General features: G+C 59.3%; 10 protein-coding genes. 4 read left to right on the forward strand and 6 right to left on the reverse strand.

What is annotated here, in order from left to right:
• Positions 1 to 120 precede the first annotated feature (120 nt).
• On the reverse strand, positions 121 to 642 hold the full coding sequence (locus tag FCH38_RS08520) for a DUF4304 domain-containing protein (protein ID WP_153515069.1): 522 nt from the start codon (positions 640 to 642) through the stop codon (positions 121 to 123).
• A gap of 38 nt (positions 643 to 680) precedes the next feature.
• Complete coding sequence (locus tag FCH38_RS08525; protein ID WP_174373483.1) at positions 681 to 1091, reverse strand: carboxymuconolactone decarboxylase family protein; 411 nt, start codon at positions 1089 to 1091, stop codon at positions 681 to 683.
• A 226-nt stretch (positions 1092 to 1317) separates the two neighbouring features.
• On the opposite strand from FCH38_RS08525, the gene FCH38_RS08530 reads away from it, so the two are divergent.
• From FCH38_RS08530 to FCH38_RS08545, 4 genes are all read left to right on the forward strand, one after another.
• The gene (locus FCH38_RS08530; protein WP_174373484.1) at positions 1318 to 2484 is read left to right on the forward strand and encodes an efflux RND transporter periplasmic adaptor subunit; all 1167 of its coding nucleotides are present in this window, start codon (positions 1318 to 1320) and stop codon (positions 2482 to 2484) included.
• On the forward strand, positions 2481 to 5630 hold the full coding sequence (locus FCH38_RS08535) for an efflux RND transporter permease subunit (RefSeq protein ID WP_174373485.1): 3150 nt from the start codon (positions 2481 to 2483) through the stop codon (positions 5628 to 5630). Before FCH38_RS08530 ends, FCH38_RS08535 begins: the two co-directional genes overlap by 4 nt.
• A gap of 134 nt (positions 5631 to 5764) precedes the next feature.
• Positions 5765 to 7177 carry an FAD-binding oxidoreductase gene (locus tag FCH38_RS08540; protein ID WP_174373486.1) on the forward strand — a complete coding sequence of 471 codons (1413 nt, stop codon included), beginning with the start codon at positions 5765 to 5767 and terminating at the stop codon, positions 7175 to 7177.
• Positions 7178 to 7268: 91 nt separating this feature from the next.
• Positions 7269 to 10976, forward strand: a complete 3708-nt coding sequence (locus FCH38_RS08545; RefSeq protein WP_174373487.1) for an AsmA-like C-terminal region-containing protein — start codon at positions 7269 to 7271, stop codon at positions 10974 to 10976.
• A gap of 242 nt (positions 10977 to 11218) precedes the next feature.
• Here FCH38_RS08545 and FCH38_RS08550 read toward each other — a convergent pair whose 3' ends face one another.
• The 4 genes from FCH38_RS08550 to FCH38_RS08565 form a co-directional block, all read right to left on the reverse strand.
• Positions 11219 to 11548, reverse strand: a complete 330-nt coding sequence (locus FCH38_RS08550) for a hypothetical protein (protein WP_174373488.1) — start codon at positions 11546 to 11548, stop codon at positions 11219 to 11221.
• Positions 11549 to 11760: 212 nt separating this feature from the next.
• On the reverse strand, positions 11761 to 11970 hold the full coding sequence (locus FCH38_RS08555) for a ribbon-helix-helix domain-containing protein (RefSeq protein ID WP_065113731.1): 210 nt from the start codon (positions 11968 to 11970) through the stop codon (positions 11761 to 11763).
• Between the two features lie 105 nt (positions 11971 to 12075).
• Entirely contained in the window at positions 12076 to 12279 is a 204-nt protein-coding gene (locus FCH38_RS08560) for a DUF4169 family protein (RefSeq protein ID WP_149900216.1), read from the reverse strand.
• A 41-nt stretch (positions 12280 to 12320) separates the two neighbouring features.
• Positions 12321 to 12833, reverse strand: coding sequence for an SspB family protein (locus FCH38_RS08565; RefSeq protein WP_174373489.1), 513 nt, complete (start codon positions 12831 to 12833; stop codon positions 12321 to 12323).
• Positions 12834 to 12942 lie beyond the last annotated feature (109 nt).

The raw sequence follows: 12942 nt of genomic DNA on the forward strand, positions 1-12942 counted from the left end.
CAACCGTCAAAACGCCTATTCCAAGGCATTTTCTTTGCGACGTGCTGGAGAACACGACGCAAAACAGCAATGGCGCAGATCCGGTCGCGACGTGAGTAGCAGCGGTTTCAGCTGGGATGCTCAATCCTTTACAACGCGCGCTTCTTTCAATTTCTTGAGGTAGATCGCGCATTGTTTCGAAGTCAGTCCCGGCGACCTATCTGATTCCCACAATGCAATAAGCTCATTGATGTTGAGATAAGGTTCGAGGTAAGGCGCGGCCTTGTCGGCTATCAGGCCAGAAACTTCATTCGCCAATGCAATTGGATCTGTTGCGCCGGTAATCTCCCACCATTTGTCATGCGGCTCCGGCAACAGCCGACCTATTCTTAACCTCAAATGGCCATCTGTGCTTGTCGTCTTTTCCAGGTGAGAGCACGACCCTTCCTGAAGTTCGCCATAAACAACTGCGAGATTGACGGTGAAAAGCAATCTTTCCGATGTGTTGGACCTGCTTTTCTGAAATTCGATGATTGCAACATTGTCGTCCATCCTCTTCCTGAGGGAGTTACGGCGTTTGACAAATCCGCTGTTCACGACTTTTCCAGCGGACGAACCAATGACGTGCTTAAAAATATCTGGAATGGGGTTAAGCTTCGTCATCTATCTCTCACAATGGATTGCAGGTTTGATCATTCACTTTAAGCCTGCCTGTCGGCATCGAAAGCGGCATCCACCGGCAATTGCAGTGCCACGGCGAGCTGGTTGGTCTTGGCGGCAAGGGCGATGACACGCAGCAGGTCGGCATGCTGTTCGGTGGTCATGCCCTTGGCTTTTGCGGCCGCCGTGTGGGAATGGGCGCAATAGGAGCAGCCATTGGTGACGGAGACGGCGATGTAGAGCATTTCCTTCACCACGGGATCGAGCGCCGAAGGTGTCGCCATCACGGCCTTGACCTCGGCCCAGGTCTTTTCAAGCAGGTCGGGATCAAAGGCGAGATAGAGCCACATATTGTTGATGAAATCCGATTTGCGGGTGGTGCGGATATCATCGAACACGGCTTTGACGCGTGGGTCGGCTTGCGGGTTTTCGGCTTTCGTCACGGTGCTCATGGCTTCCTCCGGGAATGGTTTTCGGCTTTTAGAGTAACCGATCGGCGGAGATTTGCGACAGAAACGGTTGCGCGATGCTTTCCGACGAAAATTCATCACAAATTACAATTATGTAAGGAACGGTTTTGTGCGTTGCCTTCGTTAAGGCAAGCAGGAATACTTTGCGCGTTCCAACAGGGTTCGGTTTGGAACTCCATTTTACTGAGCGGATCAACCGGAGAAATATATGCGGGTCTGGAAACAGGTGGGTGTCAGTGTTGCCGTGGTGGGAGCGGGGCTCTGTCTTTGGGGCTTTTATTCGCCCGAAGCCCGCAATGTTCTCGCTGCCATCGGGCTTGGCAAAATGCCGGCCGGCTCGATCGAGGTTGCCGCATCCGGCGCCGGAAGCCCTAGCACGCCAGCGGGCCAGAATGCCGGTGGTGCGCGTCGCAACAGCAACGCGACCTTGGTGGTGATGGCTCCCGTCAAAAAAGGCACGGTCAATGATCGCCTGAATGCCATTGGCAACGGCGAGGCGATCCAGTCGGTCGTCGTCATGCCGCAGGTCTCCGGCACCGTTTCGGAAATCCGCACCTCCTCCGGTGCCCGTGTCGTGAAGGGGCAGGTCCTTGCAAGGCTCGATGATGAGGAGCAGGTGATCGAACGGGACAAGGCGCAGGTCACGCTGCGCAGCGCGGTTGAAAAATCCAGTTCCTATAAGAACCTGAAATCCGTCTCCCGTCTTGACGTGCTGGATGCGGAGATTGCCGAAGAGGCTGCCAAACTTGCGCTGAGCACTGCTGAGCTGAACCTCAAGCGTCGCGACATCGTCGCGCCGATCGAAGGCGTTGCGGGTATCGTCGCTGTCAATATCGGTGACAATGTCACCACGCAATCGACCATCGTCAGCATTGACGACCGCTCCGAAATTCTCGTCAATTTCTGGGCTCCCGAGCGTTTCGTAACCGCGATCAAGGTCGGCATGCCGGTGGAAGCGACGTCGATTTCCCGGCCCGGTGAGACCTTCAAGGGTGAGATCGAGGCCGTCGATAACCGCGTTGACGAGGCAAGCCGCACGATCCGTATCCGGGCGAAGTTTGGCAATGAGAAGGATGAGCTGAGGGCCGGCATGTCCTTCGGCGTCACCATGCGTTTTGTCGGCGAAACCTATGCCTCGGTCGATCCTCTGGCCGTGCAGTGGGACGCGGAAGGCTCCTATGTCTGGCGCGTTGCCGATAACAAGTCGCACAAGGTGCGGGTACAGATCGTGCAGCGCAACCCCGATGCGGTTCTGGTCAAGGCCGAGTTGGCGGAGGGCGAGCCTGTCGTGATCGAGGGTCTGCAGCGTGTGAGAGAAGGCGGCGCGGTTCGCGTCGGCAATCAGCCAAAGCCTGAAGAGGTTGCCAGCCAATGACGACGCAACCGCCTGCCGGTCAAGATTCCAAGATCGCCTTTACCGCCTTGTTCGTCCGCCGGCCTATTCTGGCGGCGGTTCTCAACACTTTGCTGGTTGTTGCCGGCCTTGCCGCGCTGGTCGGCGTCGAAGTGCGCGAACTGCCTGATGTCGACCGACCGACGATCAGCGTCAGGACCACCTATGAGGGGGCGGCACCCGAGACCATCGATCAGGAAGTGACGCAGACCATCGAAGGCGCGGTTGCGCGTGTCAGTGGCGTCAAATCCATCTCTTCCAATTCGCAGTTCGGCACAAGCCGTGTGACACTGGAATTCGGCGACAATGTCGATCTGCCGGTTGCCGCAAACGACGTGCGCGATGCCATCGGCCGCGTCACCAACCAGCTGCCTGACGATGCCGACGAGCCGCAGATCATCAAGGCGGATTCCGACAGCCAGCCGATCATGCGCCTTGCCGTCACCTCGACCACGCTCAGCATGGAAGACCTGACCAAGCTGGTGGATGACGAGATCATCGACCGTCTGGCCGCCGTCGACGGTGTAGCGGATGTGGAGCTTTACGGCGATCAGGAAAAGGTTTTCCGCGTCGATCTCAATCAGGCGGCACTTGCCAGCCGTGGGCTGACGGTCACGGATGTTTCGAACGCGCTCGCGAGTGCTGCCCTCGACGTGCCGGCGGGATCGCTAAAAAGCACGACGCAGGATATCGTCGTGCGCGCCACGGCCAGCCTGACGAAGCCCGAAGATTTCTCCAATCTTTTGATCAAGAACAATATTCGCCTGAGGGACGTCGCGACCGTCATGCTGGGCGCGGATGATGAATCCACCTCGCTGCGTTCCAACGGCGTGCAGGGCGTCGGTCTCGGCGTCATCCGGCAGGCGCAGTCGAACACGCTCAGTATTTCCACGGGCGTGAAGGCCGCTGTTGATGCCATGTCGGCCAACCTGCCGGAGGGCACGCGTATTGTTGTTACCAGCGATGACGCCGTCTTCATCGAAGGCGCGCTGCACGAGGTCGAACTGGCGCTCGGACTTTCCGCGCTTATCGTCGTCGTCGTGCTTTACCTGTTCCTGCGCGACTGGCGTGCCACTCTCATTCCAGCGATCACCATGCCAGTGGCGCTGATCGGCACCATTGTCGCCATCTATATGGTCGGCTTTTCGGTCAACATCCTGACGCTGCTCGCCATCGTTCTGGCGACCGGTCTCGTGGTCGACGACGCCATCGTGGTGCTGGAAAACATCGTGCGCCGCCGTGCGGAAGGCATGGGGCCGCGGGCCGCAGCCGTTCTCGGCACGCAGGAAGTCTTCTTCGCGGTCATCGCAACGACGGCGACGCTTGCCGCTGTGTTCATTCCGCTTTCCTTCCTGCCGGGCCAGCTTGGAGGTCTGTTCCGTGAATTCGGGTTTGTGCTGGCCTTCGCGGTGGGCTTGTCTTCAATTGTGGCCTTGACGCTTTGCCCGATGCTGGCCTCGCGCATGCTCAAGGAAGGGTTGAAGGAACCGACGGGACCGCTTGCCTGGTTCGGCAATGTCTTTGCCTCCACCTATAAGACGACGCTTGCCGCCTGCCTCAACAATCCGCTGATTGTCATCGTTGTGGCGCTGATCTTTTCCGGCCTGTCGTGGATCGCCTTCGGCATGATCCAGAACGAGCTGACGCCGCGCGAGGACCGTGCATCGATCATGATGCGGGTGACAGCGCCGCAGGGCGTCAGCCTCGAATATACCCGCGACCAGCTGCAGCGGATCGAGGAAAACCTGCAGCCACTGCGCGACAGTGGCGAAATCCGCAATATCTACTCCATCACCGGCATGAACGGGTCTTCCAATACCGGTTTCATGGTGCTGACGCTCGCCCCGTGGGCCGATCGTGAGCGCACGCAGAACCAGATCGCTGCCGACGTCACCTCCGCCGCCAACAGCGTACCGGCGCTGCGCGGCAATGCGATGCAGCCGAACAGCCTCAGAATTCGCGGCGCCGGCAACGGGTTGCAGATGGCTATGGTCGGCAGCAATTATCCGGCGCTGACGGCGGCGACGCAGAAATTGCTGCTTTCCATGGAAGAAAGCGGCCTGTTCGACACGCCGCGCTTCGACAACGAGCCCAATCAGGCGCAAATCTCCGTCTCCATCGACCGTGAACGCGCGTCGGATCTCGGTATTGATATCACCGGCCTGTCGCGCGCCATGCAGTCGCTGCTGGAAGGACGCTCGATCGTCGATGTCTTCGTGGATGGCGATGCGATCCCGGTGCGGCTGCTATCGTCTACCCGGCCGATCAACGATCCGACCGATCTTGAAAACGTTTTCCTGAAAACGGGCGACGGCAAGATCGTGCCGATGTCGGTCATTGCCACGCTCAAGGAAAATGCAGTTGCCCCGCAGCTGAACCGCGAGCAGCAGCTTCCCTCCGTCGGCTTCACCGCCAACCTCAAGGACGGCGTTTCGCTTGGTGAGGCCCTTCAAAAGGTGAATGAGCTGTCGCAATCGGTAATGCCGCCCGGCGCCCGCCTGCTGCCGCTCGGTGAAGCGGCGACGCTTGAGGAAAATTCGAGCGGCATGTTGCTGACCTTCGGTTTCGCCATCGCCATCATCTTCCTCGTGCTCGCCGCACAGTTCGAAAGCGTGCTGAGTTCGGTTATCATCATGTCCACGGTGCCGCTCGGTCTTGCCTGCGCGGTCATCGCGCTGCTGGTTACCGGATCGAGCCTCAACGTCTATAGCCAGATCGGTCTCGTGCTGCTCGTCGGCGTGATGGCCAAGAACGGCATCCTCATCGTCGAATTCGCCAACCATCTGCGCGATCAGGGCGCAACCGTGCGCGAAGCCATCGAAAAGGCCACCAGCATCCGCCTGCGCCCCGTGATGATGACGATGATCGCCACCATTCTCGGCGGCGTGCCGCTGGTGCTGGCGCAGGGGGCGGGTGCGGAAGCGCGCATCGCGCTCGGCTGGGTCATCGTCGGCGGTCTCGGTTTTGCGACGCTGGTGACGCTTTATATCACCCCGGTCTCCTACCTGCTGATCGCCCGCTTCGCCAAACCGCAGGCGGATGAGGAAATCCGCCTCCACCGCGAACTCGAACTTGCGGCCCGCCGCAAGGCGCTGGAAGAGGACAAGCCGCTGCTTGCGGCGGAGTAGAACGAGGTTTTCGCTAAACCGCGTCCGGCGCAATTCCGATGCTGGACAAAGGGTTAACCTTATCCCATACCACCTGACGGAATTTTGTGACGGATCTGCTCCGTTACGGGCGGATGTTGCTGTGGAGATGGATGATGGCGCTGAAAGATGTGGTGGCGGGTGAGCGGAACGAAGAGGGTATTGCCTCGGTGCTCGCAGTGCTAAAACAGCAGCTGGGCGAAAGGCTCCAGACCGGACAGGCGTTTCGCGAGCAGCATGGCCACACCACAACTTACCTGACCCTGCAGTCGCCGGATGGCGTTGTCTTTGCCGAAAGCGCTGACGATGTGAAAGCCGTGGTGAAGGCCTGTGCGCAATATAAGGTGCCGGTCATTCCCTTTGGAACGGGGTCTTCGCTCGAAGGTCAGGTCAACGCGCCGAATGGCGGAATTTGCATCGATTTCAGCCGGATGAATCGCATCATTGAGGTGAATGCCGAAGATCTTGACGTGACGGTGGAGCCGGGAGTGACGCGCGAGGACCTCAATGTCTACCTGCGCGATACCGGCCTGTTTTTCCCGATCGATCCGGGCGCCAATGCCTCGATCGGCGGCATGGCCTCGACGCGGGCTTCCGGCACCAATGCCGTGCGTTATGGCACGATGAAGGACAATGTGCTCGCCGTTACCGCCGTTGTTGCCAATGGCGAAGAAATCCGCACCGCGCGCCGCGCCCGCAAGTCGTCGGCCGGTTACGATCTGACCCGGCTTTTTGTCGGGGCCGAGGGGACGCTCGGGGTTCTGACGTCGGTGACGCTGCGGTTGCAGGGCATACCTGAAAAGATCGCCGGTGGGGTCTGCACCTTCGACAGTATCAAGGCGGCCTGCGACGCCGTCATCATGACGATCCAGATGGGTGTACCGGTTGCCCGCATCGAATTGCTGGATGAGGTGCAGGTGCGCGCCTGCAACGCCTATTCCGGTCTGAACTACGCGGAAAAGCCGACGCTGTTCGTGGAGTTTCACGGCACGGAAGAGACGGCGGCGCTGCAATCGCAGCAGTTCGCCGAGATAGCCGCCGAATGCGGCGGCGTCGATTTCCGCTGGACGGGCGATGCCACTGAGCGCAACAAGCTGTGGAAGGCGCGGCATGATGCCTATTGGGCCGCGCGGGCGCTTGCGCCTGATCTCGATGCGCTTTCCACCGATGTCTGCGTGCCGATTTCGCGGCTGGCGGATTGCGTGCTGGAAACGCAGCAGGATATTGCTGAAAACGGCTTCTTGGCGCCAATCGTCGGCCATGCGGGCGACGGGAACTTTCATGTCCTTATTCTGTTCGATGGCAAGAATGCCGAAAGCGTTGCGAAAACCGAAGCTTTCGTCGCCCGCCTCAACCGCCGGGCGATCGCCATGGATGGCACCTGCACCGGCGAACATGGCATCGGCCAGGGCAAGATGAGTTTTCTGGCCGAAGAGGCAGGAAATGCGCTGGATGTGATGCGCATCATCAAAACGTCGCTCGATCCGGATAATATCTTTAATCCGGGCAAATTGTTCCGTCTTGTCTGATCATCCTCACATTTGATTGGTACAAAAGGCTGCTTGCCGTTAAGGCAGAAAAGAATAGGTTTGCAGCGTTCGCGAAGGGAGATGCAGGTCAGTGCTCGGGCGTATTCTGGTTTTTCTGGGCGGACTGCTGGCCTTGGTGCTGTTTTCGGCGCTGCTCATTCCCTATTTCGTCGACTGGACGGATTTCCGCCGCGATTTTGAAGACCAGGCAAGCCGCATTCTGGGCAAGAAGGTGGTGGTGCACGGTCGTGTCGAGGCGCGTATCCTGCCTTTCCCTTCGGTGACGCTGCATGATGTGCGCGCCGGAACGGATGCGGATGGATCGCCGCTGATCCAGGTGGCGCGTTTTTCCATGGATGCCGAGTTGGCACCTTTCCTTTCCGGCGAGGCGCGCATCTTCGACATGCGCATTGAGGAACCCAAGGCCAAGATTCGGCTGTTGAAAGACGGCACGCTGGACTGGATGCGTGGCAGCCGGGCGGAAATTCCCGCCCGCACCGTGGTTCTGGAAAGCGTGCAGATCGAAGGCGGGCAGATCGAATTCATCGACGAGCAATCCGGCCGCAACCGTGTCGTGACCGGCCTTAACGCCGACATGTCCGCCAATTCGCTGGCCGGGCCGTGGAAGGCGGAGGGCCGCGCTGCCGTTGACGGGCATCCGGGTTCCTTCTCGCTCTCCAGCAGCGAGCCGGATTATGCCGCTGGCCGCATGGGCCTCAGGGTGCGCGTGGTGCCGGATGAACATCCGGTCGAGGTCGATCTGGACGGCGCGATTGCCGCGACGGCCGGAAAACCTGCCTTTAGCGGCTCTTTCTCGTTTATCTTCCGCGAAGACGAAAAGCAGAAGCAGCAGGCCGGGCAATCGCTCTTTTCTTCGCCGCGCACCCGCGGCAGCTTCGAACTGACGAACGAAAGTGTGCGCATCCCGAGCTACCGTATGGAACTCGGCGGCAGCGAAAATCCTTACGTCGTGACCGGCGAGGCGACGCTTGATACCGGCGCCAAGCCGGAATTCCTGCTGACGGCGGATGGCCAGCAGATCGATGTCGCCCGCTTTGCACCACCCGTCGTGCAAACGGGCAAGACCTCGCGCCAGCCGACCGTCTCGGTGCGCCAGCGCATCGAGGCCTTTGCGGCCATGGTGGCGCGCATTCCGGTGCCGCAGGTGCCGGGCAAGGCGAGCATCAGCCTTCCGGCGCTGGTTTCCGACGACACGACCATTCGCGACATCCGGCTAGATGTGCGCCCGGAAGGCAGCGGCTGGCAGGTGGTGAATGCGGTTGCGACGCTGCCGGGCAGGACGCAGCTGGAAGCCAAGGGATCGCTGACATTGCTTGGCGGCCCGGCCTTCAACGGTAATCTGCTGTTGGCCTCCAACCAGCCATCGGGGCTTGCCAACTGGCTTTCCGGTTCGGTCGATCCGGCGATCCGGCAGCTCAACGCTGCCGGTTTTTCCGCAGATGTTTCGCTGACGACGCTCAACCAGCGGTTCAGCAATCTCGAGCTTGCCATCGGCGACGCTTCGCTGAAGGGTGAGCTGGAGCGGCGCTCCGATGGCAAGACCTCCAATCTTTCCATCGATCTTGCCGGCAATGAAATCGATCTCGATGCGCTGAAGGCGCTCGGCAGTCTGGCGCTGGGCGATCAGGTTGGAAGCTCGGTTCTCGATCATCGCATCGACGCCAAGTTCAAGGCCGACCGGTTCAACATGGCCGGCGTGACCGCAAACCATGTCGAAACAGCCTTCACCATGGCTGGCGGTGTTCTGACGCTCGAAAACATGACGGCTGGCGATATTGCCGGCGCCGAGGTCAAGGCCACAGGGCAGTTGCAGGGCTCATTGCTGAAATATGCGGGCAAGGGCACGGTGAACCTGCATGCGACGGACATGCAGCCGTTCTTTACCATGTTGCAGCAGAAGTTGCCGAACCACCCATTCCTCAGCCGTCTGGCGGCGAGTGCACCGTGGTACGCCAATTCCGACCTTGCCGTCGATGTTTCGGTGAATAGTGAAAATGGCGGGGCAAATGTTGCCGTGTCAGGCACCGTCAACGGTAGCCGGCTGTCAGCCGTCGCCAAGATGCCGGATTTTCTGTCGATCACCGATGATACGGCGATGTCGCTGGAAGCGGTGTTGAAAAACCAGTCGACGGCGATCCTGTTCGGACAGGCGGGGCTTGACCCGTTGCCGTTCGATGCGGATGGCGAGGGGCTTCTCTCGGTCAAGCTCAATGGCACGCTCGGCTCACCCGCCCAGACCGATATCCGCTTCTCGACGGAGCGGACGCATTTTTCGATGAACGGCTCCTTTGCCGTGGCTGCCGCCAATTTTGGCGAAGGCAGCGCGGATGTGGCGCTCGAAAGTGCTGATATCGAGCCCTATCTCATCATGAATGCGGTGGGGTTGCCGCAACTCGGCGGCGGCATGGCCGTGAAGGCCAATGCGAAAGTGGCGATCGACGCGCAGAAAATCGCTTTTTCCTCCGTTGGCGGGCAGGTGGGTGGCAATCCGTTCTCCGGCAATCTCGCGGTTCAGCGCGCCGCGCCTTATCCTGTCAGCGGTGATCTGTCGGTCAGGACCGCCGATCTCGCCTGGCTGGGGGATGCAATCTATGGGCCGGTGATCGATCCGGAAAGCGGCGCGCTCAACGCCAAGCCGCTGGCCATGGCCGCTTTCCCGCAACTCAAGGGCTCGCTGTCGCTGAAGGCGGAGAATTTCGAAGCGGGTCCGTTTGGCACGATCACCGGTCTGGCGGCCAAGGTCACGCATGATTCGGGCAGTCTTTCGCTCGATGATGTCACGGGCGGCTTCATGGGCGGCAAACTGACGGGCCGGCTTGCCATGTCCACGGGTGAAGGGGCGGGGATTTTCCGCACCAAGATCGCGGTGACCGACGCCAATCCTGAGCCTATCCTGTGGGCGAACGCCAATGGGCCGGTGGCGACCGGCCGGGTTGCCATCGACCTGACGGCCGAATCGACGGGCAAGAGTGTCGGTGAGATTCTGAAATCGGCAGGTGGTTCAGGTGAAATCCGCGCCGGCGGGCTGGTGCTGAAGGGGCTCAATCCCGGCGCCCTGCCGCCAATCCTGCAGGCGGCGGATGGTTTGCAGCAGCCGATCGATGCGCCCAAAGTGCGGCCGCTGGTGGACCAGAACCTGTGGCAGGGTGAAATCGGGCTCGGTGATGTGGCTCTGCCGTTCTCGCTGAATGGCGGTGCGCTTCATTTCCAGAATCTGCGCGCCGGGATCGATCCGGTCACGCTTGCCGGTGATGCGACGGTGGATATTGCCGCATCGACCGTGAATGGTGATCTCGATCTTCTCTTCAATCCCGGTGCCGAAGCGGTTGCGGGAGCCGAACCTTCGCTACGCCTTAACTATAACGGTCCGCTGGCTGCGCCTGCATTGACGACCGATGTTTCGGCACTCAGCAATTACCTGTCGCTCAGGGCTTTCGAAAAGGAGCGCCGCAGGGTGGAAGCCATGCAGGCCAGCGTTCTTGAAAAGCAGCGCCTGCGCCGCGAAGTGGCGCTTTACCGCTCCCAGGCGGCCGAGCGGCAGGCTGAAAAGGAGCGGGTGGAGGCGGAGGCTAAAGCAAAGGCGGAAGAGGAGGCCCGGCTGAAGGCTGCCGCCGAGGAACGTCTTCGTCAGGAAAAAGAACAGCAGGAACGGTTGCAGCAACAGCAACAACAGCAGCAGCCCGTGCCCGAGCGGCAATCTGCGCCAGTTCTGGTCGTGCCGCCGACGGAAAATGCGATCCGGGACCTGGCGCCGGAAAATGCGCCAGTCAATCCATAGCCTGTTTGAAAAGTGAAGGTAGATCGCATTCAGATTTGCAGGATGTGGAATCTGGCACCCAAAAAACGGGGTCATTCCTTTTCCCGGGGATCTATGGCCATCGTCGCGCCCGATTGCGCGACCTCGGGTCAAGCCAGAGGAGGGTGTCTGGCAACGGATCATGACATTGGCTCAGGACAAATGCTGGCGCCATCTGGATACTTGTGTTTTTGGCGGTCTTTCCCGAAATACCCGGCAGCCGATCAAATCCAGCTCTCGCGTTCGCCGAAGGGCGTGTCGGCATCGAAATTTTTCGTGCCAATCCTGCTGCTCTCTCCCGACAGGCTGGGCTTATCCGCGCTGCCGCCTGAAGCTGCCGATTTGTCGGCGCTGTTTTCGAGAGTTTCAAGCTGAGCCTTGAGCGATGCGATGGCGCTTTTCAGTTCTTCCTGGACCTTCGCTTCGGTGGTCTGGGCCAGTTCCGACTGCTTTTCGGCAATCTGCGATTTCAACTCGGAAACGCTTGAAGAGGAGGTGGATGAAGAGGAAAGGACGGAAACAGCGGCGCTTGTTCCCGAAACGGCAGAAACCATTGGTCGCCTCGTGGCGGATGTGTGGATTGGAAAACTATGAAACAAAGACTGAAAACAAGGCTACGCAATACGGGAATGCCTTGCAGCGCAGATTAGGCTGCTAATGTTTAATGAATGCTTTCGCGACGTTACGAGTTTTTTGGCAGGAATGTTTGTAGTCTGTGGGCTGGAAGATCAGGGCCGGTGCACACGTCGTCGGCTGGAGGGAAAAATCACCGGGTCTTCAGCCAGTTCAGCACATAAACGCGCAAAGACGAGGACAGATTGCTGTCGGCGGGCCGGTTGTCATCTATTTCCGCGAGCAGGGCGGCGAAGCTGATCTTGCGCTTTTCGGCAATCGTCTTCAGTTCTTCCCAGAAGGCATCTTCAAGTGAAATGCTGGTGCGGTGGCCGTGCAATGTGGCTGAGTGCTTGCGGATCATCAGATCGGCCTCCGGCTGGAAATCTGAATCATGTTTCTCCGGCAAGCCTCTGTTTCGCGATTGATTTCCGATTTTGCGGGGAGTTCGCTGCGGCAGGTCCGATCGTCAGTCCCTGTCGGCCCCGCCATCATCCTTTTCGAGCCGTCCCTGATCGAGCGCTTTTTCAGCTTTCTCATTGAGGGCCGATGTAAGATTTTTTTCGGTCTTGCTGCGGCCGAAGGACAGGCGGTTCTGTTCCGCCTGTTTTTCCTTTTCGTTACGGGCTTTCTGCTTCCGAAACTGACGCAGATTGACGATATCGGCAGCCATGCGGATATGTATCCTTGGGTTTCGGGGGCGAAAAAAGGCCGTTATTGTTTCTTGCGGAAGGCATCCAGTGAAACGACGGAGCCTTCCTTCTTTTCCTCACCGGCCTTGGGTGCCTCGGAGGTGGAAGCGGGCTTTGCCTCGTTGGAAACGGGATAAGCGGTGATTTCAGCCTCTTCCATCTCTTCTTCGTCGGCCAGGGGCACGTCGAATTCAAGTTCGAAATTGACGGAAGGATCGTAGAAACCGCGAATGGCGTTGTAGGGAATGACCAGCTTTTCCGGCGTATCCGAGAAGGACAGGCCAATTTCGAAGCCGATTTCCGTCACCTTCATGTCCCAGAACTGGTGCTGGATGACGATTGTCATCTGCTCGGCGTATTTCGACTTGAGGTGCTGGGAAATCCGCACACCCGGCGCGCCAGTCAGGAATGTGATGAAGAAATGATGGTCGCCCGGCAGGCGGCCGGTTGCGGCCACTTCACCCAAAACCTTGCGAATAACGCCGCGAAGGGCATCCTGTGCGAGAATGTCGTAACGGATATGATCCTGCCCCATGCGGTCCTGTCTTTCCCTTATTCGAACGTCTTTTAATGCGCTGCGCGCCTTGCGCGCCAAGGACGCTGTAACACTTTGAATCTTTGCGCAATCCTGAACCGGAGATCGA

Source organism: Agrobacterium tumefaciens (assembly GCF_013337285.1).
GTDB lineage: Bacteria > Pseudomonadota > Alphaproteobacteria > Rhizobiales > Rhizobiaceae > Agrobacterium > Agrobacterium burrii.